Consider the following 22,311-nt stretch of genomic DNA (forward strand, 5'->3'; position numbering starts at 1 on the left):
CCGTTCCGGTGCGCCGCGTTCCGGTCCGGCCTGCCGCGTTCCGGTCCGGTCGCGGCCGTGACCCGTAAATCCGCGCGCGGGGAGGCGGCGGCGTTGCTACTGTCTGCCACCGCAGACCGCCCGGTGCACCGGGCGGTTTTTTCCGGCCCTTATCAGGAGCTTGCATGACGCCTGCACCGCAGGAACTGACCATCCGCCCGCTCACCGGCCCCCAGGAACTGGGGATGTTCCGGCAGTTGTCGTACGTCTTCGACCACGAGTTCGATGACGATCTCGCCTCGGGACGGCGCCGCCCCGCGTGGATGTGGGTGGCCTTGCGCGGCGAGCGGCTGGTGGCCCGGCTCTCGTGGTGGAGCCACACGGGCGAGGCACCGCTCATCCTGGACGTCTTCGACCTGGACGACACGCTGCCCGAGCCGGAGCGCGGCGAGGCGGGACGGCGGCTGCTGGAGGCGGCGACGGCGGCGGTCATACCGGCCGGTGCGCCGCGGCCCGAGTACCAGCGCCACGTCCCGGCGGACTGGCACGAGGACCCGGCGGCCCGGGAGATCGTGGAGGCCCGGATCCGGGTCATGGAGCGTTCCGGCGCGCGGATGCTGGTCGAGCGGCTGCGCCTGGAGTGGCGTGCGGGAACGGCGGTCCCCGCGGACAGCGGGCGGCTCCGGTTCCGTCCGGTCGCCGACCGCGAGGACCTTCTCGCACTGATGACCCCGGTGATGGAGGGCACTCTCGACGCGCACGGCCAGGCCGACCTGGCCTCCGGTCTCAGCGCCCGCGAGGCCGCCGAGAAGCACTACGACGAGGAACTGGCGCACTACCGCACCCCGCGCGCGTGGTGGCGGATCGCCGAACTCCCCGGCGGGGAGCCGGTCGGGTTCGTGATCCCGGCCCGCAACAACTACAACCCGATCATCGCGTACATCGGAGTGCTGCCCGAGCGGCGCGGCCACGGATACATCGACGACCTCCTCGCCGAGGGCACCCGGGTGCTGGCCGCGCAGGACGACGTGGTGCGCGTCCGGGCCTCCACGGACCTCGGCAACGTCCCGATGGCCCGGTCCTTCGCCCGCCTGGGCTACGTGAACTTCGAGCGCTCCTTCGACATGGTCTGGGACTGACCCCGTACGGACCGGCCCCGGCCGGACTCAGGTCAGCGGCGCGCCCGCGAAGTGCCGCACCCGAAGCGGTCCGAGGAGGTACTCGGCCTCGCCCGGCAGGACCACCGGCTGGTCGCGCCAGTGCTCGCCCGCGTAGTGGACCAGGTCCTCCTCGCCGCGCCAACGGCTGACGTAGAGCAGGGAGTCGGGCGGCCCGAGCAGTACCTCGTGGTCCACCAGGCCCGGGTAGCGGCCGGGGAACTCGCGCACCGCGGAGACGATCATGTCGCGGAACGCTTCGAACCGTTCCGGGCGTACGCGCGCCTCGCTCACCCTGACTATCACGGTCGTCAGAATGTCACATGGGGCACTCGCCCCGGGCAAGCCGTTCCAGGTGGTGTCGCTGCCCGCCTGGGAGGGCCGCGTCCTCTCCCCGCGGGCCCACGGCCAGCAGCCGCCCGCCGCCCGCCGCGGCGCCCTCCGCGGCCGGGCACGGTCCGGCCGGGGCGTCGCGGTGGTAGCAGGAGCCGCGGCCTTCGCCGGGGGTGATCCCGTACGGGGTCCTGGCACCGGGGAGCCGCAGGGCCCGCCGCAGGGGTGCGTACGGGGACAGCGGGCGGTTCATGACGCCGTGCGGGACGGCGAAGCGGTAGTACTCGGCGAGCCGCCGGACGTCGGTGTCCGTACCGGGCCAGACGGTGTCGTTCCAGAGCAGGTCGGGGCGGTAGCGGCGGATCAGTTCGCGTAGCTGGGCGCCCGCGTACGCGGGGTAGTCGCCGCGCGGAACGGCCGCGAGGGCATGTGCGCCGGTGCCTATGGGGCGCGCGTCGAAGGTCCAGTCGAGCCCGGCGGAGTAGCAGATCCCCAGGCGCAGCCCCTCGGCACGGACCGCCTCGGCGAACTCGCCGATGACATCGCGGCGGGTGTGCCAGCGGGCGCGGTGCGGGTTGGGGACCGCGGAGGGCCAGAGGCAGAAGCCGTCGTGGTGCTTGGCCACCAGGACGGCGTAGTCGGCGCCCGCGGCACGGAAGGCGCGGGCCCAGCCCGCGGGATCCCAGCCCGTCAGGGCGTCGTTGAAGTCTCCCCCGAACGCGGCGTACGGCCGGTCGCCGTAGACCGCGCGGTGGTGGACGGCCACCGGGCTGCCGGGGAACCGGAGCCCGTTCTCGTACCAGTCGGCGTGGGGCGTCCAGGCCAGGGGCGCGCGGCGGGCCGCCGGGGGGAGGCGGTCCACCGGGACGTCCGGCGGGGCCCAGCCCGGTACGGAGGCGGGCGTCCAGTGCACGAAGATCCCGAGTCCGGCCCGGGACCACCACGAGGCGTCCATGTGTCAGCTCCCGGCGCTGCCCGTACCGCCCGTACCGCCGGTCTTCTGCGCGCGGATCAGGTCGCGGTACCAGGCGTACGAGTCCTTGGGGGTGCGGGCCAGTGTCCCGTAGTCGATGTGGACCAGGCCGAAGCGCTTGCTGGCGCCCTCGGTCCATTCGACGTTGTCGGTGAGCGACCAGGTGAAGTAGCCGCGTACGTCGACGCCCGCGTCCATGGCCGTGCGCAGCGCCTTGAGGTGTCCTTCGAGGTACCTGATCCGGCGGGTGTCCGCGGCCGGCTCGTCGACGGCGCAGCCGTTCTCGGTGATGTAGAGGGGCGGGAGCCGGTCACCGTAGCGCTCCTGGAGCTGGACGAGCGTCTCGCGCAGGCCGTCGGGGACGACGGGCCAGCCGAAGTCGGTCGTCTCGTACCCCTCTATCTCCCGGATGCCGAAGGGGAGTTCGGGGGGAATCCGGAAGCCGGAGAAGCTCTGCGGGGTGCTGGGGCCGGGGGCGCCGACGAGGGTGGGGTTGTAGTAGTTGACCCCGTACCAGTCGAGCGGGGCGGAGATGGTGGCCAGGTCGTCCTGGACCGGTCCGGGCATCAGCGCGGCCAGGTTCTCGTCCGGATAGCGGCCGGTGAGGATCGGGTCGGCGAACAGCCGGTTGGTGAGGGTGTCGTACAGCTCCGCGCCGAACCGGTCCTCCTCCCGGTCCCCGGCGGTCCAGACCGGGGTGTGCGAGACGGGGTCTGAGGAACATCCGTGTCAGATCGTGCGCTCAGGGTTCTCCGGGCTGGTTGGGGCTTTGACCTGGGATGATTGAGCGTCGGAGCCTTCGAGGGTCGTTGTTGTCGCTCTTCGGAGAGCTGTTGGGCAAGCACGGCGGCCGCCCGCCGGTCATCACCGAGGACATGCTGCACACCGTGCTCCGCCGCCGCGCGAACGGCGAGTCGGTCGAGCAGATCCAGCCCGACCTGATCATCCCCACCGGCAAACGCAAGGGCCGGGCCCCCAGCGTCGCGAGCATCTACCGGGCGCTCGCCGAGCACGAGAAGCAGGAGGCGCACCCCGAAGCCGTCACCCGTGCACACGCGGACTTCGCTGACCTCCAGGACGCCGACGGCATCCCCCGCGCCCGCCGAGTCCGCATCCGGCGGCCGGACGACCCGCTCACACCGAAACCGGCCGGGCCATGATCAATCTCAGCGGCACTTCCTGTACCGCAACTACTCACACCCGGGTGCCGGGGCGGCACTCCCGGTCGGGCGGGGCGAGCAGGAGGATCAGGGTGTTGAGCGTGATCAGCCCCAACCCGCGCGGGCCGAGGCCGAGTTCGGCTGCTGCGGCTCGGTCCAGGCCGAGCGGCCCGGTGTAGGACAGCAGGCAGAACAGTGCCGCCGAAGCGGCGGCCAGCAGGGCCAGGACCCGTGCGGCGGACCAGCGGTCGGCCACGACCGCGCAGGCCGTGAGCGCGGCCGGGACGAGGAACGAGACCGCCGCCAGGAGCGGGCCTCCGTCGGGGAAGCCGCTGGTGGAGGAGCCGTGGGTCTCGGGGCTGACGGCGGTTCGCACGTCGCGCACGACCGAGGTTGCCGCGTAGGTTCCGGCGAGCAGGGCGGCGATCGGCGCCGCGGTGGCGAACGCCCGGCCCGTCGGGCGGTGGGAGACCAGGCCGAGCCGGACCCGGACTCCGTGCCCGGCGACGTCGGCCACCTCGCGCAGCCCTCCGGCCGGACCGGAGAGCGATCCGGCGGGCGGCGAAGTCGGTCACCTCCGCGAGCGCGCCGGTGCCGTACGAGGACGGGTAGAGCGCGAGGGCCCGCCGGAGAAGCCAGGCGTTCAGGGGGTGCTTCGAGGTCATGCCGAGCCTCCTGCGGAACGGGTCCGGGGTGCCGCCAGGCGGCGGTCCGCCTCGCGCAGGGCGGAGCGCAGGCGGTCGGCCTCGGTCCTGAGCGACTGTTCTCCGTCCGGGGTGAGGGTGAACACGCGTCGGGGGCGTCCGTCCACCGTCTCCTCGCGCTCGACGCGGATCAGCCCCTCAGCCAGCAGGCGGTCAAGGGTGCCGTAGAGGCTGCCTGCGCCCAGTCGCACCCGACCGTCGGAGATCGCGGCGACCTCGTCCCCGAGCGCGTAGCCGTGGCGCGGCCGGTCGGCGAGTGCGGTGAGGAGGAGGAAGGTCGGCTCCTGCATGGAGCGTTTGTTCTTCACCCGGCACACCGTAGTACGGTCACCGTAGTATCTGGCAAGAGGCGCCCCCGTTCTTCTCGGCCGACTGCGGGCCGCCCGCCCGGCGGCCCTCCGCTTCGCCGGGCCCCGCCCGCACCCCGGGCGGCAGCGGCGCGAGGTCCTGGGACACCCTTCCGTCCCGGCTGTGATTCACGTCACTGCCGGCGGCTCGGTGCAGCACCCGGCCCCGTTCCGCCGTCATGGGGGCAGTGATAGGGACGGGACGAGGAGAGGAGGTCGGCGGATGAGGTTTCGCAGGAGCGGTCCGGGCAACGGATTCGCGGAGTTCGTCGCACAGCGGTCGGGAGCGTTGTTCCGCGCCGCGTATGCGCTGACCGGTGACGTGCACGTGGCCGAGGATCTGGTGCAGGAGGCGCTGGAGCGGGCGTGCCGACAGTGGCGGAAGGTCGCGGTGGCGGACTCGCCGGAGGCGTACGTGCGCAAAGTGCTGGTCAACCTGGCCAACGACCGCTGGCGGCGGCTGTCGCGCCGGGGCGAGCGCCCCGGGCTGTCGGGGGTGCCCGAGACGGCCGACCCCCGGGACGGGTTCGGGCAGGTGGATCTGCGCGCGGAACTGATCGAGGCACTGCTCGGGCTGCCGATGGGCATGCGCAGCGTGGTGGTCCTGTACTACCTGCACGATCTGGACGCCCGGCAGATCGCCGACGTCCTGGACATCTCTTCGAGTGCGGTGAGGTCCCAGCTCGCCCGCGGCCTGGCCAAGCTGCGCGATTCCGTATCGGGCGCCCAGGCGCCGCACACGCCGTCGGCCGCTTTCGGAGGTACGAAGTGAGGAACACGTCGTCCGGACCGGCCCCGTTCGAGCCGGGCCTCGAAGCCGAGCTGCGTGCCGCGGTGGCCTCCTTCGCCGACGGGCCGACGGCGCCGGTCGTCGACGCGGCCGCGATCGAGCGAGCCGTCAGCCGCAGCCGCACCCGCCGGGCGCTCCTCGGCACCGCTGCGGCGTGCTGCGTGCTGGCGTGCGCCACGGTGGGGTTCTTCGCGCTGAAGCCCGTGTCGCCCGCGCCCGGCGCCTCCCCGTCCCTGTCCCCACCGGCGAACGGGGCGTGCACCCCGCTCGCCACCGGCACCCCCAAGAGCGGAAGCGCCGATGCGACTCCGGCACAGGAGCAGGAGCAGACCGCGGGAGCGGGCATCGCGCTGCCGGACCTGGCCGGCATGCCGGTCGAACAGGCCGGAAGCCTGCTGCGCGGACTCGGACTGAGCTGCACGATCATGCGGCACACGGACTGGAACGCTCCCGCCGGGCAGGTGATCAGCAGTCAGCCCCGGGGCGGCGCAGAACCGGTGGCACCGGGCTCGTCCGTCCTCCTGCTGGTCTCGACGGGCAAACCCGGCGGAACCTGAGCGACCGGGCCCTTCGGCCCGCGCACCGGCCGAGTGACCCAGGGGCCGGTGCCGGGTAGTCCGTCAACCGCGGCGCACCGGCTGGACGCCCGCCCCTCCGGGCCGCTGCTGGACCTTTCCGAGGGGCGCGTGCGGGGAGGGGAGTGGGGGGAGGGCTCCTGCCGGTGGGGCGCAGGGCCGTGGCGTCGGCGGAGCATGCGCGCACAGACGCTCCGCCCGTGCGCGCCGACCGCCGACTCCCCGTCCCGGCCGCGCCATGGCCTCGTTCACGGTCCAGCGACAACGGCACCGCCGCACCCTCGCTGCTGACACCGGGTCAGTCATGAGACTCCGACTTCTCACGGTCGGCCTGACCGCCGCCGCACTCCTCACCCTGACCGCCTGCGACGACGACGGCAGCGGCAGCGCCGCCGCCACCAGCAGCGCCCCCGTCGCGCCCGCACCCGCCACCACCAGCGCGGCCCCGGCCAGCAGCGCCGCCTCCCCGGCATCCAGCGCACCGGCCGCCGCCGGCGCACCGGCCGTCGGCAGCGTCCCGTCGCCCAACGTCGCCCAGACCGCAGGGCTGATCGCCGCTCTTAAGGCCGTCGACCCCGCCCTCGCCGCCGACCAGGCCAAGGCCATCGGCAAGGCCCTCAACGTCTGCCAGGAGATCAAGGCCGGAAAGGACGACACCACCCTCGCCAACAACGCCGCGCAGCGCTTCAGCGGCGGCAGCGTCACCCTCACCCCCGGGCAGGGAGCCGTCATCGTCGCCGCGGTGAAGGCGTCCTTCTGCCCCTGACCGCCCGACACCGACGAGCCTTCGGGGGGTGTCCCTATGAGTGGTGTGCATTGTGACCTGCCACTTCACGATGCACACCACTCAATGGCTCGCCGCGGTCCGCCAGCGCGGGGATGGCCCCTTGTCTGGCAGCAGCACGGCCACTACGGCAGCCTGCTCCCCGCCTGCGCGGAGCTGGAGCGGTTCTTCTTCCTGGACGACGCGGACCGGGAGAAGGTGCAGGCGAAGCGGCGGGCGCACAACCGGCTGGGCTTCGCGGTGCAGCTGACGACGGTGCGCTTCCTGGGGCGGTTCATGCCGGACCCGCGGCAGGTGCCGCATGAGGTGGCGGAGTACTTGGCCGAGCAGCTGGGAATCGAGGACGCCTCGGTGCTGGCGGAGTACGGAGAGCGGGACGGCACGGCCCGCTCGCACGCCGGGGAGATCCAGCAGGACGGCGGCTGGCGGGACTTCGCCGAGGTCCGGGACGAGCTGGTGGTGTGGCTGGACGCGCGGGCCTGGACGACCGGGGAGGGCCTGGTGGTCGAGGAACTCCTGCAGCACCGCATCGACACGGCGACGCACGTCCCGCAGGTCCAGGGGGTCAGGGGGCAACCGCACGACGTTCACGCTCCTCCGGCCAGCCCGTGGCCCGTCACCGGGTAGCCGGTGTCGGCGTGAAGGGCGGTGCACCGCGGGGCCTGGCCGTGAACCAGTTCACCAGCCCCGCCACCAGGACGAACAGCCCTGCCGGGGAGCGCGCTGGAGCGCACACCAGCGCGCACCGCTCCGCGCGCGGGTCAGCGGCGGGCGCCCCCGGGCGCGAGCAGAGCGGTGACGTCCGCGATGGCGGCCGCCGAGGGTGTGAAGTACCGGCGGACGTTCTCGACCTTCTTGTGCCGGGACTTGGCCATCAGCATCAGCTCGGAGGCGCCCTGCTCACCGAGGTGGGTCAAGCCGGAGTGGCGGTACTCGTGCAGGTCCCAGCCGGTGCCCGGCCCGGCGTGCGTGGTGTGCTGGTCGAGCAGCGCGCGGGCCTGGCCGTAGGAGAGGCGGGCTAGGGTCTTTCGTTTGGATCAGGCTGGATCAGGGAGCGGGGGCTGGTGCGTGCAGCTGCAAGGCGGAGGAAGGAGCCGACGCGGAGCGTCGGTGACTGACGACAACGCGGCAGATGTGCGTGCCGGCCCCCGCGAGCCCGGCATGATCCAAACGAGAGGCCCTAGCGCAGGTGTCTGGGCAGACGTCCCGGGCTGAGAGCATTTTGCCGGGTCCGGGGCGGCGGTGGGTGACGAACACCGGCCCGCGGGTGCGGCCCTTGAGCAGGCGCGGCAGCAGCCGGGCGGTACCGGCGTCCCAGAACACCGTCTCCAGCACGTAGTCGGCGCGAACCGTGCCGCGCCGGCGCACCTTGGGCTTGGCCCCCTTGGACTTCACCGGGGCCCGTCGGCCGGCCAGGTCGAGGTCCTCGATGTTGACGTCCAGGATTTCCTCGGAGCGGGCGCAGGTCTCGTAGAGCATCCGCCACAGGGTCTTCTCCCGGAGGCGGACGTCGCGGCGGGCGATCAGCCGGTCGATCGCCGTCTTCGAGCGCACCGGGGTGTCGGAGTCCGGCGGCGGAAGCCGCTTCGCCCAGGCCGGGACTGCCGGCCCGTCGTAGCCGCGCTCGGCGCACCAGCCGGTCCAGGAGAGGACCGCGCCGCGGCGGGCGTTCCAGGTGTTCACCGCCGAGCTGCCCCAGAGGAGTTCCAGCGCCCCGCCGATCTCGTCGTCCGCGACGGCGGCCAGCGGGCGGCCCTCGCCGAGGTGCTCGGCGGTCTTCCCGAGGGCGATGCCGTAGTTCCGGACGGTGTTCGGGTTGGTGAGCGAGTCGAGGAAGGCGTCGGCCGCCGTCCGGACGGTCAGCGCCTTCCCGGTCGGCAGCAGCAGGACGGGCACCGGATTCCCCTTGCCGCAGATAACAGGGCCGCTTCGCGCAGCGGTCCGGCGACGTCGCCGCAGATCGTGATCGGCGATGTTGGTAAGGACGGCTGTTGGTGAGGGGTGAATAGCCCTCGGCGGCGTAGCGGAGCCTGACCCGACGAAGCGCTCAGTCGGGTGCACGCGAACGTGCTCGGCTCAGTGGCGTCGGTTGGGCGCGTGCCGACGTCGGCAGGCGCCGTAGGGTGGCCTGATGTTCGATCGGTTGGAGATCAGGGTGCTGCCGCCGGGGCCACGTTTCGGTGCTCAGCTGCGGTTCTTGGTCAACGGTGAGGACGTGGTCGAAGGCGCGGTCGGCGAAGGGGGCCGCGGGCCGTTCGCAGCTGATGTACTGCCCATCGGCGACCCCAGTTCGCTGCAGGCGACCAGCGAGGCGCGGCGCGTGGAGCTGGGAGAACCCGAGTGCACTGGCGGTTGCTGCGGTTTCCTGTCCGTGGTCGTGCAGCGGTTCGGGGACATCGTGCAGTGGTCGGACTGGCAGGTTCCGTACGCCCCGGCAGCCCCGCCGCCCGAGTTTCACTTTGACGGGAGCCAGTACGACACCGAACTGGCTCGCGCTGAGACAGACCGGCGGCGGCAGGTCTACACGTAACCCAGCACGGCGGTGACGTGCCTGAGCACATTCGCGTGCACGCCGCCAGGTGCGACAATCCGTCCGTGTCCGAGGAGCTCTCGCGTTGGTATCGGGGTCGCCTGGTGGGTGGTCCGTTCAGGTCGTTCGATCCAGGTGAGTGCGCCGCTCTGGAACGGGAGCTCGGGCTGCCCCTGCCATCCGCGTACCGCTCGTTCCTGGAATCCGCCGGCGGGGAGAAGCTGGACTACTCGGTCCGCATACCGGGCTGTGAACCAGAACCAATCCAGGGCTTCGACGAGCTCTACCAGTTGGGCCGTGACGACACGGGTGAGTACGGCTGGGGAACTCTCCTGGGTGAGTATCGGCGCAGTCGCGACGGGTGGCTCGCCGAGAACGTGTCCCTGACCGGCCTGCTGCCCATCGCCCGCAACGGCGGCAGCGACACCCTTTTCCTGGACCTGAACCCGGCTACTCATGGCCAGCTCCATGCATTCGTCCATGCCATCGCCTGGCCGGGGTATCTGGGGAACCATGTCTTCACGAAGGTCGCCGACGGCTTCGACGCCTACCTCGACAGCCTGTTCATCGACCCCGACATGGCTGAGGACGCCTGGGCAGATGTCGCCGACAGCGATCCCTCGGATCCATGGCGAAGGACCGTCGAAGACTGGCTGGACAAGGAACTGCCGGCCTGGCGTGCTGAAGCCTGGGCCACCTCCTGATCTGGAGGCTCGCCTCAAGCGTCCTCGGGTCCCCGGGGACTTCGCAGGGCTGCGTAGCCCAGGTAGTCCGTTCCAGCTCGTTCGGCGTAGCGCATCGCTGTATGAGGGTTCACGCCGAGCGCGTCTGCCAGGACGGCCGGTGGGGCTTGGCGGACCATCTGGATCCAGGCTCTGGAGCGGGTGGCCATGGCCGGGATCCCGGATTCACGGAGAATCGTCGCAACGCTGTAGACGTGCATCGTCCGCCCGGGCATGCGTCCGGGAAACGCCAACGGGCAGTCCGGGTTCGCGGCCGTGCTGAGGCCGGGGCGAGAAGCGAGATGAACCCGGATCACGGCGGCTGCCGCCTCCGGAACGTCGATCCAGTCTCTGCCAAGCTTCACCTCCAGCCCGTTCGAGCCTTCACGGAAGTCGTCCATGCGCATCGTCACGACCCTGGCGAGGGGTTGTCCGAAGAGGACGAGCATGATGCCGATGGCCCGGTGGGCTGCCGGCAGGGTCTCATGGAGAAGCAGAGCGCGGAGCGCTTCGACATGGTCCTTCTCGCTCGCGAGAGGGCCGTTGCCGTGAGGCGCCCAGGGGACGGCGAGCTTGCTGACGAGCCGCTGCTTGATAGCCCAGTAGAGAAAGTTGTTCGCGTGGCCGCGCGTGCTGGTGCCGTTGCCGAACCAGGCATCGACGTCGTGCTGACTGCACTCGCCCAAGCTCCTTCCGCGGTCGCCGAGCCATCGCAGGAACGGGATAGCGACCGTCGTGTGCTGCTTGGCGCGCAGGAAGGCGTTGGCAGTCACGGGGTGTTGGTCGGAGTCGTCTCGTCGCATACGTCTCATCACGTGCCACCGCGTGTAGCGCTCGATGAGGCGCCGCTGATCAACATCGGCGATCGTGTCGAGCTTCGAGGTGAGCCAGCGGCCGTAAGCGATCAGGTGCTCGTCGCGCCAAGGAAGGCAGTTGTGAGCGACGAGCAGCCCCCGCAGGTATTCGATCGTTCTGGATCGCGGCAGTGAGTCGAGTGCGTCGTGGCTGAGGTCGATGTCTCCGGCAGCCAGACCGCGTAGGAGTTCTGGCACGCGCCGGTTCATGTGAATCCAGGCCCATCCGCTGTTCGGCCGGGGCATCCCCGTGATCGCCTCCGCGAGCGGCCGCAGCCTCTCCGGTATCTCCCCGTCCGGACCCGCCAGGAGCTTGTTGATCTGTCCGTGAGCAGGCAGCGCCAGCAGACGTTGGAATCGGTGGCCAGGTTCTCCTCGCCGCATCGCTTGCATCGAACGTCCAGCGGCACGTCGCAGCAGCGGACGCAGAGGGGACGCGCTTCGGCGTCGAGTCCCGGGAGGATGCCCTCGTGACCGCAGCCGGCGCAGGTGCCTTGGCGGTTCCGCGCCGCGCGCACGCAGTAGAAACAGACGATGCCCTCGGGCCAGTGCCGGCTGGCGGGGTAGCAGGCGCCGCAACGCACACAGGCCGGGTACCTGCTCGGATCGGACGTGTACTTCCGGGGTGCGGGCATGTTCAGTCCTCGATGATGCGAGCGCGCTCGGGACGGAAGTCGGTGTTGATCTCGATGACGGCCGCTTCACCGGCAGTGCGCTTGCGTCGGTCCGCCTCGACGTACGGTTCGATGAGGTCGGCGGGCGAACAGGCGAGGATGTCGCAGAGCGCGGCCAAGACGGGCAGAGACAGGCGCTCGGGCCGGTCGGTGACCAGGCGGTAGACCTGCGCGGTGGACAGGTTGATGCCTCGCTCGCGCAGGAGGGGAATGAGTTCGGTGGTCTTCCAGATGTTGTGCGCGGCCATGATCCGCCGCAGGTGCCAGTGGTAGCCGAGTCGCCTGATCATCGCGGTCCTTCCCCGGTCGCAGTGCTGATCGCTCAGCCGATCGTGCCGTCCAGGACTTTGCGCAGGGTGCGGGTGCGAAAGTCCGACGACACGGAGGTGTAGAGCGCGGTGGTGGACGCGTAGGAGTGCCCCACCTGCTGCTGGACGAACAGCGGGTCGTAGCCGGCTTCGATCAGGTGTGTCACGTAGGAGTGGCGCAAGCAGTGCAGCGTCAGCTCCTGCGGCAGCCCCAACGCATCCCGGTAGGCGGCGAACCGGTCTCCAAGAGCCCCCATGTCCAGGCGCGGTGACCGCTCACTGGGCCAGAGGGCGTCGCTCTTCGCGGCGGTGTCGAACACGGCGCGGTAGCTGCCGAGCCATTGCTCCATCACCTTCACCGACCAGGGAAAGACGGTCAGCACGCTGCGGCGCTTGGGAGCGGAGCCCTTGGACGCCTTGCCCCAACGGACGTAGACCACGCCAAGGTCGCCGAACTCAGGAGCGTGCGGATTGTGTCCAAAGTCCGCGAGATCTAGCTTGATCACCTCGCGGCGGCGCAGCCCCCAGGCGTAGGTGGCCTTCATGGCGGTCGCGTCTCGCATGGCTGGGAGCCAGCCCTTGCGGCCCGAGGTTCGGGCGGCTGCCACCTGGTCGTCGGCGTAGTCGAAGAAACGCTGAAGCTCGGCCTTGGTCAGAGCACGGCGCCCGGGCCGGCCTTCGTACTCGGCGGCGTGCACGGCGGTGTTCCACTCGAAGAACACCTGGGCTGGATGGCTGCCGAAGAGACGCTCGCTGACCGCTGTCCACTCGTAGCGAGGGTCGGCGACGTACTCCAGGAACATGCGGACGTGACCGTGATAGCCGCGGATCGTGGAGTGGGACCGTTCTCGTCCATCGCTCCGCAGGTGGGCGGTGTACTCCTCGACGTCCGTAGGGCGCCACGTCCACGGCCACTCGCTGGTGAAGCGCTGGAACCGCCGTACCGCCAGGAGCCGGTCCGCGATCGTGTCCTTGCTCAGATTCCGGGCCAGCTGCTGATCACGCCAGCATGCCCTCGAAGACCTGGGTCTCCGGGTGCAGCAGCGGAGCACCGCCCACATGCAATTCACGGCACTTTACCGCAGATAATAGGGCGTTATCTGGGGGACGACTTCAGACCGGCCCCGCCGCCAGCGACCCATCGGTCGCCCACCAGCAGGGCGACGTCCTCGCGGTAGTGCTGGTGGAAGCCGGTGGCGCGGGTGGTGTCGGTGCCGTCCTTGATCCGGCCGGGCTGGGCGGCGAAGGCGTCCCAGCCGGAGGGGCCCTTGCCGTCGGTGTCGGTGGCGCCCTCGGTCTGGAAGGCGGACGCGGAGGCTCCCCAGAGGAAGCCGGGCGGGAACGACGGCACGGTCATCTCGGCCTCCACAGCCGTAAGAGGGAGTGCGTATTGATCAGAACCTGACGGGGCAATGATCAGAACCAGACCTTAATCGCGAGTATCAGCGTCGATCCAGTGCCGTGGGCCGGTGATCGTCACGGCTCGCGTACGGGTACGGGGGCGAGGAGACGAGGAGCGTCGGCATGCTGTTCGAGGTATGGGCACCACAGGCCGGTTCGGTGGGACTTCGGCTGCGGGGCGAGTCACGGGCCATGCAGCGGGCCCCCGGGCGGGACGGCTGGTGGACGGCTCGGGCCGAGGCCTCGGACGGGGACCGGTACGGCTTCGTCCTCGACGGGGGCGGGGACGGGGACGGGGACGGGGCGGAGGGTGACGGCGTACGGGTGCTGCCCGATCCGCGCTCACGGCGCCAGCCGGACGGGCCGGACGGCGAGAGCGCCGTCGTCGACCACGCGCGCTTCGCATGGCGCGCCGACCGGCCGGAGCGGCAGCTCCAGGACGCCGTCCTGTACGAGCTGCACATCGGCACGTACACCCCCGAGGGCACCTTCGACGCCGCGGCGGCCCGGCTCGGGCACCTCGCCGGGCTGGGCGTCACCCATGTGTCGCTGATGCCGGTCTGCCCCTTCCCGGGCACCCACGGCTGGGGGTACGACGGGGTGTCGCCGTGGGCCGTGCACGAGCCGTACGGCGGGCCGGAGGGGCTCAAGCGCCTCGTCGACACGGCGCACGGCCTGGGGCTCTCGGTCCTCCTGGACGTGGTCCACAACCATCTCGGCCCGTCCGGCAACCACCTCGCGGCCTTCGGACCGTACTTCACCAGCACCCACCACACGCCCTGGGGCGCGGCCGTCAACCTCGACGCCCCGGGCTCCGACGAGGTACGGGCGTACCTGCTGGGCAGCGCGCTCGCCTGGCTGCGGGACTACCGGCTCGACGGGCTGCGTCTGGACGCGGTGCACGCCCTGGCCGACGGGCGGGCGCTGACCTTCCTGGAGGAGCTGTCGGCCGCCACCGACGCGCTCGCCGCCGAACTGGGCCGCCCGCTCCCGCTGATCGCCGAGTGCGACCGCAACGATCCCGGGGACACCACCCCTCGCTCCCAGGGCGGCACCGGGCTGCGCGCACAGTGGAACGACGACTTCCACCATGCCCTGCACACCGCGCTGACCGGCGAGTCGCAGGGCTACTACGCGGACTTCGCACGGGCCCCGCTGGCGGCCCTCGCCAAGACCATGACCGGGGTGTTCTTCCACGACGGCACGTACTCCGCCTTCCGGGGCCGCAGCCACGGGCGCCCCGTCGACATCACCCGCACCCCCGCCCACCGCTTCGTCGGCTACGCCCAGACGCACGACCAGATCGGCAACCGGGCCCAGGGCGACCGGCTCGCCGCCACCCTCTCCCCCGGCCTGCTGGCCTGCTCCGCGGCGCTCGTGCTGACCGGGCCGTTCACGCCGATGCTGTTCATGGGCGAGGAGTGGGGGGCGCGCACGCCCTGGCAGTTCTTCACCGACCACACCGATCCGGCGCTGGCCGAGGCGGTGCGCGACGGGCGGCGGCGGGAGTTCGCGGCGCACGGCTGGAGCGCCGCCCAGGTGCCCGACCCGCAGGACCCGGCCACCCGGGACCGCTCCTGCCTGGACTGGGACGAGGCGGGGCGGGAGCCGCACGCCCGGCTGCACACCTGGTACCGCGAGCTGATCGCGCTCCGCCGCACCCTGCCCGACCTGCGCGATCCGGACCTGGCGTCGGTGCGCACCGCGCATGACGAACAGGCCCGCTGGCTGGCCTACCGCAGGGGTGATCTGCGGATCGCGGTCAACCTCGGCGGAGAACCGGCCGAGATCCCGCTGGGCGGCGGCCGGGGCGGGGCGGGGCGGGTGGTCGCCGCCTGGGAGCCGGTGGAGGCCCCGGGCGACGACGGGCTGCTGCGTCTGCCGCCGGAGTCGTGCGTCGTCCTGGCTGACGACTGAACGAGCGGACACCGCCCCGGCCGAAGACTCGACCGGCGGGCGCGGGACGGCCGACGGCTGAACGGGCGGACGCCTCCCTGGCCGACGGCTCAACGAGCAGACACCGCCCCGGCCGACGGCTCAACGGACAGACACCGCCCCGGCCGACGGCTCGACCGGCGGGCGCGGGACGGCCGGTTACTCGACGATCGCCAGTTCGCGGGCGGTGGTGTTGAGGCGCCGCCCGCCGTCCTCGGTGACGGTGACGATGTCCTCGATCCGCACCCCGAAGCGGCCCGGCAGGTAGATGCCCGGCTCCACCGAGAAGCACATCCCGGGCACCAGCGGCTGTTCCTCGCCCTCGATCATGTAGGGCGGTTCGTGGGTGGTGACGCCGATGCCGTGGCCGGTGCGGTGGATGAAGCGTTCGCCGTAGCCGAACTCGGTGATGACGGCACGGGCCGCGCGGTCGATCTCCTGGCAGGCGACGCCCGGCCGGACCGCGTCGCAGCCCGCCTGCTGGGCCTCCCGCACGATGTCGTGGACCCGCTGCTCCTCCGCGGTGGGCTCGCCGACGTGGACGGTCCGGGAGGTGTCCGAGCCGTAGCCGTGCTTGAGGCCGCCGAAGTCGAGGACGACCATGTCGCCGCGCTCGATGGTGCGGTCGCCCGCCTCATGGTGCGGGTTGGCGCCGTTGGGGCCGGAGCCGACGACCGTGAAGTCGACCTGGGAGTGTCCGGACTTCCGCAGCAGGGCGGCCAGTTCGGCGGCGATATCGGTCTCCTTGCGGCCGGAGAACCGCACCTTGAGGATCTCGCCGTACGTGGCGTCCGCGGCGGCTCCGGCGGACGCGAGCCGCTCCAGCTCATGGGCGTCCTTCACCGCGCGCAGCATCGGCAGGGCCTCGGTGAGCGAGACGTACGAGCTGTCCGGCAGGGTGTGCTGGAGGCCGAGCAGATGCATCGCCCAGGCGTTGTCGCTGACCGCGAACCGGCCCCGGTCGTCGAGCAGCGGTGCGGCGACGGCGTACGGGTCCTTGCCGTCGGTCCAGTCGCGCAGGGTGAGGGCCGGGGCGCCGACGGCGTGCTCGGCGTCCGGGGCCTCCAGCGTCGGGACGACGAGCACCGGGTCCTGCCCGGCCCTGAGGACCAGCAGGGTGAGGCGTTCGGTGTTCACGGGGCGGTAGCCGGTGAGGTGGACGAGGTCGGGACCGGGCGCGACGAGCACGCCCGCGAGTCCGGCCTCGGCGGCGGCGTCGGCCGCGCGCTCCATACGGGCCCGGTAGTCGTCGGCGGTGAACGGCACGGGCTGGTTCGGGCTGGACATGCGGGGCCTCCTGGCGCGACGCGTGGCACACGACGTACAGCATCCTGCCCAAGCGCGCCGCCCGGCGCGAGCCGGCGAGGGGGCAGACCGAAGGACGGTGCCCGGCGGCCGGAGGGGCGGGCGCCCCGGCCTCTCCTCGTTTCGCCCGGTTCGTCCTCGAAGCTGTCCCAGGGCTGTTCGTCCTCGAAGCCGCCCCAGGGCCGTTCCTCCTCGAAGCCGCCCCAGGGCCGTTCCCGCGCCGCCCCGCCTCCGGCCCCGCGCGCCGGGGACGGCGCGGCCCCCGTCGCGGTGCCGGCCGCCCGTCAGCGGGGCGGCCTGCCCTCCAGGTAGGCGAGCACCGCCAGGACCCGGCGGTGCACCGTTCCGTCGTCGGGTTCCAGGCCGAGCTTGGCGAAGATGGAACCGATGTGCTTGCTCACCGCCCGTTCCGTCACGACGAGTTCGGCGGCGATGGTGCCGTTCGCCTTGCCCTGGGCCATCAGCTCCAGCACCTCGCGTTCGCGCGGGGTGAGGCTGCGCAGCGGGGTGGCCGTCGACTTGCGGGTGAGCAGCTGGGTCACCACCTCGGGGTCGAGCGCGGTGCCGCCCGCCGCCACCCGGTCCAGTGCCTGGAGGAACTGGTCGACCCGGCCGATCCGGTCCTTGAGGAGGTAGCCGATGCCCTGGGCGCCCTGGGCGAGCAGTTCGGCGGCGTAGGTCTCCTCGACGTACTGCGAGAGGACCAGGATCGGCAGCTCGGGCAGCTTCTCCCGGGCGGCGAGCGCGGCGCGCAGCCCCTCGTCGCGGAAGGTGGGCGGCAGCCGTACGTCGAGGACGGCGGCGTCCGGGCGGTGTTCCAGGAGGGCGGGCAGCACCTCGGGCCCGGTCGCGGCGTCGGCCACCACCTCGTGGCCGGAACTGGTGAGCAGCAGGACCAGGCCCTCCCGCAGCAGGGCGTTGTCCTCGGCTATCACGATCCGCACGGCAGCTCCACCTCGATCTCCGTCGGCCCCCCGACGGGGCTGCTGATGCGGGTGGCTCCGTCCAGTGCGGCGATCCGCCGCCGGATGCCTGCCAGCCCGCTGCCGGAGCCGCCCGGGTGGGTGCCTCCGGTGGCGTGCCGCTCCGGGAGGGTGCCGTACCGCTCAGCCGCGCCGCCGCGCCCATTGTCGCCGATGGTCACGCGCAGAGCGGCGGGGGTGCGGCGGACGCGTACGGTGGCGGCGGTCGCGCCGCTGTGCTTGCTGATGTTGGTGAGCGCTTCGGCGATCACGTAGTACGCGGCGGCCTCGATGGCGGCCGGGAGCCTGCGTCCGTCCTCGACGCCGTCCAGTTCGGCGGCGACCGGGACGCCCGCGTCGGCGGCCAGGGCCCGGACCGCGCCCGCCAGCCCACGGTCGGTGAGCACCGGCGGGTGGATGCCGCGCACCACGTGCCGCAGCTCGGCGAGGGCCGCCTCCGCCCCGTCCTGTGCCTCGTCCAGCCGGACGCGGGCGGCGGCCGGGTCACGGTCCAGGAGCTGCCGGGCGAGGCCGATGCGCAGGGACAGGGCGACGATCCGGGCCTGGGCGCCGTCGTGGAGGTCGCGTTCGATGCGGCGCAGTTCGGCGCCGTGCGCCTCGACCGCGCCCGCCCGGCTCTCGGTCAGCTGGGCGATCCGCTCGGCGAGCGCGGTCGACGGTGACGTGGTGAGCAGTGCCTGGGTCCAGCTGGCCGACAGGTCAGCGAGGACGCCGTGCCAGCGCAGCACCCAGCCGGTCCGCTGGGGCGGCGGGGTGCCGTACTCGTCAGCGGCCCGCCGATCCAGCAGGTGCACGACGGTCAGCCCGATCCCGTCCACCAGCAGCCCGACCGGCCACAGCACCATCGCGAGATAGCCGAGGACGTTGCCCGCGAGGGCCTGGAGGGGCAGCCAGAGGGCGTCGCGCCACACGGTCGGATCGGCGAGCACCCGCCGTACCCGCTCGGAGAGTTCGCCGCTGTCCAGCGACGGATAGGCCGTGGGGACGAACGCGGTGCCCAGCCGCGCCGACGCCCGGCGCCGCTCCCACTCCGCGCACCGGCGCAGCACCTTGGCGGCCTCCGGCAGCGCGGGCAGGCCGATGAGCGCGACGGCGAAGACCAGGGTGGCCACCACCAGGAAGGTGCCCGCATAGGCGAGCAGCGCGACGGCGATCCCGATGCCCAGATAGCGCGAGGCGTCCCAGGAGCGCCGGACGGCGGCGGCCAGCGGAGTGGCGGAGACGGTGGTGGTGCTGCTCATGACACGCCAGGCTACGGGGCTCCCCCGCGCGCCGGAGGGGAGCGTGCTCCCCGGTCGTGGTGGAGCTGGCTGCACCCCCGTTCCGGGATCGCGCACCCTCGTGCGAAAGCTCCCCGGTTCCTAGCGTTGACGCAGGTCAACAGGACTGTCGGACGAGGGAGCGGGAGCAACGGTGGAGACGACGACGGTACGGGGGGCCGCGCTGCGGCTGGAGGCGGTGAGCCGGTGCCACGGCCGGCCGGGCCGGGGGACGACGGCGCTGGACGCGGTCAGCTGTGTGGTCCCGGCGGGGAGCTTCACCGCGGTGGTGGGCCCCTCGGGTTCGGGGAAGAGCACGTTCCTCCAGTGCGCGGCGGGGCTCGACCGGCCGACGTCGGGCACGGTGCGGATCGGGCCGACCGATCTCGGGCGGCTGTCGGAGGCCGCGCTGACCCGGTTCCGGCGGGACCGGATCGGGTTCGTCTTCCAGTCGCACGCCCTCAATCTGGTGCCTTCGCTGAGCGTCGAGGAGAACGTCGTGCTGCCGCTGGTGCTGGCGGGTGCCGATCCGGCGGACGAGCGGGTGCTGGCGCGGGGGCGGGAGTTGCTGGCCCGGGTCGGTCTGGCGGGGCGCGGCGGCCAGGGCCCGGCGACGCTCTCCGGCGGGGAGCAGCAGCGGGTCGCGGTGGCACGGGCGCTGGTGACCGGGCCGGAGGTGATCTTCGCGGACGAGCCGACCGCCTCGCTGGACCCGGAGTCGGCGGAGCTGGTGCTCGGGCTGCTGCGGGACGCGGTGCGTGTCGACGGACGTACGGTCGTGATGGTCACCCATGATCCGGTGGCGGCGGGCTGGGCGGACACCGTACTGACGATGGACGGCGGCCGACTGCGATGAGCGGGCGGGAGAAGGAGGGGCCCAGCACCGAGGTGCGGGCCGGAATGCGGCGGGCCTCGGCGTTCCTCGCCCGGCGTTCGTGGGAGGACGGGCGCCGGTCCTGGGCTTCGGTGTGGGCGGCGACGGCGGCGGCCGCCGCACTGGTCGGCGCGTTCGCGCTGGTCGTGGGATCGCTGCTGGTGGCACGGCCTCCGGCGGGGCGGTACGCGGGGACCGACGCGGTGGTGGTGGCCGAGCAGCGGGTGACGTACACGGTGAAGCCGTGGGGCAGCGAGCCGAAGACGGAGACGGCGTATCTGCCCGAGCGGGTGCGGCTGGAGCGCTCCGCGGTGGCGCGGGCGGCTGCCGCGCCCGGGGTCGGGCGGGCCGTCGCGGACGACACGGTCCCGGTCACGGCGGACGGGGCACGGGGCACGGCCCCGGCACTCGGCCGTTCCTGGGCCGCCGCCGCACTCACCCCGTACCGGCTGACGGCCGGTCACCCGCCCCGGTCGGAGAACGAGGTGGTCCTGGACGGGGCGCTGGCGGCGGCCACCGGGAGCCGGGCCGGGGACCGGGTGACGCTCCAGGCCGACGGGACGCCCCGGACGTACACCGTCAGCGGGATCGCCCGTGGCGGCTCCGGCGAAACCTCCCTGGCCACGGTCTTCCTGACCGAACGGCGTCTCACCGCGCTCGCCGGGCACCCGGGCACGGTCGACGCGGTCGGGGTCCTGGCACGGCCCGGGGTGTCGGCCGACGCGCTGCGGGCGTCGCTGGAGCGGGCCTGGTCCGGCCAGGTCTCCGGCGCCCCGGCGGTCCGGGTGCTGACCGGTGCGGAGCGCGGGCAGGCGGGGCAGCCGGACGCGCTCGCCGCCCGGGACGAGCTGCTGCCGCTGATCGGGTCGATCGCCGGGACGGTCCTCATGGTGGCGCTGCTGGTGATCGCCACCACTCTCGCCCAGGCGGTCCACCAGCGTTCCGGTGAGCTGGCGCTGCTGCGGGCGGTCGGGGCGACTCCCCGGCAGCTGAGGTCGGCGGTGGGCCGCGAGGTGGGCCGGGTGGCCGTCGCGGCGGCGGTGACGGGCGGGCTCGGGGCCGTCCCGCTGGGGCTGCTGCTGCGGTCGCTGCTGGCCACGGAGGCGCTCCCGTTGCCGGTGCCGTGGTGGCTGCCGCCGGTAGCGGCGGTGGTGGGCGGGGCGGTGGTCGCGCTCGCCGCCCGCCCGGTGGCGCAGCTCGCGGCCCGGTCCGGCACCGCGCTGCGGCCCGCCGCCGCGCTGGGTGCGGCCGGGGCGCCGGAGCCGGGCGAGCCGGGGAAGGTCCGGACGGCCGCCGGGGCGGTGCTGGCGGTGTCGGGGCTGAGTGCGGCCGGGGCGGCCACGGCGCAGGGCGGCCAGGCCGCCGCGGTGGCCGCGTCGGGGGCGGCGACCTCACTGGTCATCGCGGTGGCGCTGCTCGGCCCGTGGATCGCGCGCGGGGCACTGCGGGTGCTCGGGACGCCGGTGCGGTGGGCGGGCGGGGCGCCCGGCTTCCTCGCCGCGCGGTCGGCCGCCGCGCACCATCGCCGTCTGGGGGCGGCGATCACCCCGATCGTGCTGGCCGTCGCGTTCGTCTGCGTCCAGCTGGCGGCGGGCGCGACGCTGGAGCGGGGCGCTGGCCGGCAGGCCGCCGCCGCGCTCCGGGCCGATCTGGTGGTGACGGGTCCGGCCTCCGGACTGCCGGCCGGGGCGGTGCGGGCCGTGCGCGGGGCGCCGGGGGTGGCGTCGGCGACCGGGGTGCTGCGCTCCGCCGTCGTGCTCGCCCACCGCGAGCTGGGCGACCCGAAGATCGACCGGTTCCCGGTGCTGGGGGTGTCGGCGGACGGGCTGGACGGCACGCTCGACCCCCAGGTCACCGCGGGCGACCTGGCGCACCTGACCGGCCGGGGCACGGTGGCCGTCGGCGCGGACCGGGCCGGGGACCTCGGCGTCGGCCCCGGCGACACCGTACGGCTCCGGCTCGGCGACGGCACCCCGGTACGGCTCCGGGTGGTGGCGCTGTACGAGCGGGCCCTGGGGGTCGGCGAGTTCCTGCTGCCTCGCGAGGCGCTGGCCGGGCACGCCGATGTCCCCCGGGACCGCTCGGTGCTGGTCCGCACGGCGGACGGCACGTCCGCGACGGCCACCGCCGCCGCGCTCCGGCGGGCGCTCGCCCCCTACTCGGGGGTGACGGTCCGGCCCGCGACGGCCGACGACCTCCGGATCGCCCCGCCGACGTCGGCGGGAGGCGACGCGATGACCGTGGTCGGGGTCGGTGTGATCGGCGGCTTCGCCCTGTTCGCGGTAGTGAGCACGTTGTCCCTGATCACGGTGGGGCGGCGCGCCGAGTTCCGGCTGCTGCGGACGGTCGGGGCAGGCCGCGGTCAGCTGCGCCGGATGCTGGTGCTGGAGACGGGGCTGGTGACGGTGGCCGGGCTGGTGGTCGGCACGCTGGTCGCGGCGGTCCCGCTGACGGCGTTCGCGGTGTCGGCGGCCGGTTCGGCGCCGTATCTGCCGCCGCTGGAGTACGGGCTGATCGCCCTGGCCGTGACGGTCGCGGCAGGAGCGGGCACGCTGGGGCCGCGACGCGGTTAGGGTCTTTCGTTTGGATCAGGCTGGATCAGGGAGCGGGGGCTGGTGCGTGCAGCTGCAAGGCGGAGGAAGGAGCCGACGCGGAGCGTCGGTG

At 73.1% G+C, this 22,311-nt stretch carries 20 protein-coding genes and 5 pseudogenes; 11 read left to right on the top strand and 14 right to left on the bottom strand.

Annotated features, from left to right (window positions below; genetic code table 11):
- Nucleotides 1–164 precede the first annotated feature (164 nt).
- The gene (locus tag ACFVWY_RS32005) at nucleotides 165–1,118 is read left to right on the top strand and encodes a GNAT family N-acetyltransferase (RefSeq protein ID WP_389878408.1); all 954 of its coding nucleotides are present in this window, start codon (nucleotides 165–167) and stop codon (nucleotides 1,116–1,118) included.
- Nucleotides 1,119–1,145: 27 nt separating this feature from the next.
- Here the strand turns inward: ACFVWY_RS32005 and ACFVWY_RS32010 are convergent, their stop codons facing one another.
- The 3 genes and pseudogenes from ACFVWY_RS32010 to ACFVWY_RS32020 all read right to left on the bottom strand — a co-directional run.
- Entirely contained in the window at nucleotides 1,146–1,442 is a 297-nt protein-coding gene (locus ACFVWY_RS32010; protein WP_389878409.1) for an antibiotic biosynthesis monooxygenase, read from the bottom strand.
- 13 nt (nucleotides 1,443–1,455) lie between these two features.
- Nucleotides 1,456–2,424 carry an alpha-L-fucosidase gene (locus ACFVWY_RS32015; RefSeq protein WP_389878410.1) on the bottom strand — a complete coding sequence of 323 codons (969 nt, stop codon included), beginning with the start codon at nucleotides 2,422–2,424 and terminating at the stop codon, nucleotides 1,456–1,458.
- Between the two features lie 3 nt (nucleotides 2,425–2,427).
- A pseudogene (locus ACFVWY_RS32020) lies at nucleotides 2,428–3,150 on the bottom strand (glycoside hydrolase family 1 protein); the annotation flags it as partial.
- 104 nt (nucleotides 3,151–3,254) lie between these two features.
- Between ACFVWY_RS32020 and ACFVWY_RS32025 the strand changes: the two are divergent.
- Entirely contained in the window at nucleotides 3,255–3,602 is a 348-nt protein-coding gene (locus ACFVWY_RS32025; RefSeq protein ID WP_389878411.1) for a hypothetical protein, read from the top strand.
- Nucleotides 3,603–3,636: 34 nt separating this feature from the next.
- Here the strand turns inward: ACFVWY_RS32025 and ACFVWY_RS32030 are convergent, their stop codons facing one another.
- Nucleotides 3,637–4,119 (bottom strand): hypothetical protein, encoded by a 483-nt coding sequence (locus ACFVWY_RS32030; RefSeq protein WP_389878412.1) that lies wholly within the window; start codon nucleotides 4,117–4,119, stop codon nucleotides 3,637–3,639.
- A gap of 144 nt (nucleotides 4,120–4,263) precedes the next feature.
- Complete coding sequence (locus tag ACFVWY_RS32035; RefSeq protein ID WP_073810844.1) at nucleotides 4,264–4,596, bottom strand: PadR family transcriptional regulator; 333 nt, start codon at nucleotides 4,594–4,596, stop codon at nucleotides 4,264–4,266.
- 280 nt (nucleotides 4,597–4,876) lie between these two features.
- On the opposite strand from ACFVWY_RS32035, the gene ACFVWY_RS32040 reads away from it, so the two are divergent.
- The 4 genes and pseudogenes from ACFVWY_RS32040 to ACFVWY_RS32055 all read left to right on the top strand — a co-directional run.
- A complete protein-coding gene (locus ACFVWY_RS32040) occupies nucleotides 4,877–5,425 on the top strand; it encodes a SigE family RNA polymerase sigma factor (protein WP_389878413.1) in 549 nt (182 codons plus the stop codon).
- The gene (locus ACFVWY_RS32045; RefSeq protein ID WP_389878414.1) at nucleotides 5,422–6,000 is read left to right on the top strand and encodes a PASTA domain-containing protein; all 579 of its coding nucleotides are present in this window, start codon (nucleotides 5,422–5,424) and stop codon (nucleotides 5,998–6,000) included. The genes ACFVWY_RS32040 and ACFVWY_RS32045 overlap by 4 nt, the downstream gene beginning before the upstream one ends.
- A gap of 322 nt (nucleotides 6,001–6,322) precedes the next feature.
- Complete coding sequence (locus ACFVWY_RS32050; RefSeq protein WP_389878415.1) at nucleotides 6,323–6,784, top strand: DUF732 domain-containing protein; 462 nt, start codon at nucleotides 6,323–6,325, stop codon at nucleotides 6,782–6,784.
- Between the two features lie 84 nt (nucleotides 6,785–6,868).
- Nucleotides 6,869–7,300, top strand: a pseudogene (locus tag ACFVWY_RS32055) (DUF4158 domain-containing protein); the annotation flags it as partial.
- 263 nt (nucleotides 7,301–7,563) lie between these two features.
- Here ACFVWY_RS32055 and ACFVWY_RS32060 read toward each other — a convergent pair.
- Both ACFVWY_RS32060 and ACFVWY_RS32065 read right to left on the bottom strand, forming a co-directional pair.
- Nucleotides 7,564–7,824: pseudogene (locus ACFVWY_RS32060) on the bottom strand (site-specific integrase); the annotation flags it as partial.
- A 162-nt stretch (nucleotides 7,825–7,986) separates the two neighbouring features.
- Nucleotides 7,987–8,698 (bottom strand): annotated as a pseudogene (locus tag ACFVWY_RS32065) (site-specific integrase); the annotation flags it as partial.
- Between the two features lie 235 nt (nucleotides 8,699–8,933).
- On the opposite strand from ACFVWY_RS32065, the gene ACFVWY_RS32070 reads away from it, so the two are divergent.
- A complete protein-coding gene (locus ACFVWY_RS32070) occupies nucleotides 8,934–9,332 on the top strand; it encodes a hypothetical protein (protein ID WP_384217786.1) in 399 nt (132 codons plus the stop codon).
- Between the two features lie 65 nt (nucleotides 9,333–9,397).
- Nucleotides 9,398–10,036: an SMI1/KNR4 family protein gene (locus ACFVWY_RS32075; RefSeq protein ID WP_389878416.1), complete on the top strand. Its 639-nt coding sequence runs from the start codon at nucleotides 9,398–9,400 to the stop codon at nucleotides 10,034–10,036.
- A 14-nt stretch (nucleotides 10,037–10,050) separates the two neighbouring features.
- Here the strand turns inward: ACFVWY_RS32075 and ACFVWY_RS32080 are convergent, their stop codons facing one another.
- The 4 genes and pseudogenes from ACFVWY_RS32080 to ACFVWY_RS32095 all read right to left on the bottom strand — a co-directional run.
- Nucleotides 10,051–11,292, bottom strand: coding sequence for a hypothetical protein (locus tag ACFVWY_RS32080; RefSeq protein ID WP_389878417.1), 1,242 nt, complete (start codon nucleotides 11,290–11,292; stop codon nucleotides 10,051–10,053).
- Between the two features lie 253 nt (nucleotides 11,293–11,545).
- Nucleotides 11,546–11,872: a helix-turn-helix transcriptional regulator gene (locus tag ACFVWY_RS32085; protein WP_326708057.1), complete on the bottom strand. Its 327-nt coding sequence runs from the start codon at nucleotides 11,870–11,872 to the stop codon at nucleotides 11,546–11,548.
- Nucleotides 11,873–11,904: 32 nt separating this feature from the next.
- Nucleotides 11,905–12,951 carry a tyrosine-type recombinase/integrase gene (locus ACFVWY_RS32090; protein ID WP_389878418.1) on the bottom strand — a complete coding sequence of 349 codons (1,047 nt, stop codon included), beginning with the start codon at nucleotides 12,949–12,951 and terminating at the stop codon, nucleotides 11,905–11,907.
- Between the two features lie 86 nt (nucleotides 12,952–13,037).
- Nucleotides 13,038–13,247, bottom strand: a pseudogene (locus tag ACFVWY_RS32095) (family 1 glycosylhydrolase); the annotation flags it as partial.
- A gap of 167 nt (nucleotides 13,248–13,414) precedes the next feature.
- Here ACFVWY_RS32095 and treZ point away from each other — a divergent pair.
- A complete protein-coding gene (treZ, locus tag ACFVWY_RS32100) occupies nucleotides 13,415–15,208 on the top strand; it encodes a malto-oligosyltrehalose trehalohydrolase (RefSeq protein WP_389878419.1) in 1,794 nt (597 codons plus the stop codon).
- Between the two features lie 177 nt (nucleotides 15,209–15,385).
- On the opposite strand, the gene ACFVWY_RS32105 is transcribed toward treZ, so the two are convergent.
- The 3 genes from ACFVWY_RS32105 to ACFVWY_RS32115 all read right to left on the bottom strand — a co-directional run bounded on the left by ACFVWY_RS32105 (nucleotide 15,386) and on the right by ACFVWY_RS32115 (nucleotide 18,755).
- Nucleotides 15,386–16,513, bottom strand: coding sequence for an aminopeptidase P family protein (locus ACFVWY_RS32105; RefSeq protein WP_389878420.1), 1,128 nt, complete (start codon nucleotides 16,511–16,513; stop codon nucleotides 15,386–15,388).
- Nucleotides 16,514–16,815: 302 nt separating this feature from the next.
- Complete coding sequence (locus ACFVWY_RS32110) at nucleotides 16,816–17,475, bottom strand: LuxR C-terminal-related transcriptional regulator (RefSeq protein WP_389878421.1); 660 nt, start codon at nucleotides 17,473–17,475, stop codon at nucleotides 16,816–16,818.
- Nucleotides 17,463–18,755 (bottom strand): sensor histidine kinase, encoded by a 1,293-nt coding sequence (locus ACFVWY_RS32115; RefSeq protein WP_389878422.1) that lies wholly within the window; start codon nucleotides 18,753–18,755, stop codon nucleotides 17,463–17,465. The genes ACFVWY_RS32110 and ACFVWY_RS32115 overlap by 13 nt, the downstream gene beginning before the upstream one ends.
- A 172-nt stretch (nucleotides 18,756–18,927) precedes the next feature.
- Here ACFVWY_RS32115 and ACFVWY_RS32120 point away from each other — a divergent pair, with 172 nt between their 5' ends.
- Complete coding sequence (locus ACFVWY_RS32120) at nucleotides 18,928–19,629, top strand: ABC transporter ATP-binding protein (RefSeq protein ID WP_389878423.1); 702 nt, start codon at nucleotides 18,928–18,930, stop codon at nucleotides 19,627–19,629.
- Nucleotides 19,626–22,220: an ABC transporter permease gene (locus tag ACFVWY_RS32125; RefSeq protein ID WP_389878424.1), complete on the top strand. Its 2,595-nt coding sequence runs from the start codon at nucleotides 19,626–19,628 to the stop codon at nucleotides 22,218–22,220. Before ACFVWY_RS32120 ends, ACFVWY_RS32125 begins: the two co-directional genes overlap by 4 nt.
- The last annotated feature ends 91 nt before the right edge of the window (nucleotides 22,221–22,311 follow it).

Origin of the sequence: Streptomyces sp. NPDC058195 (assembly GCF_042883525.1) — a bacterium.
Classification (GTDB): Bacteria; Actinomycetota; Actinomycetes; order Streptomycetales; family Streptomycetaceae; genus Streptomyces.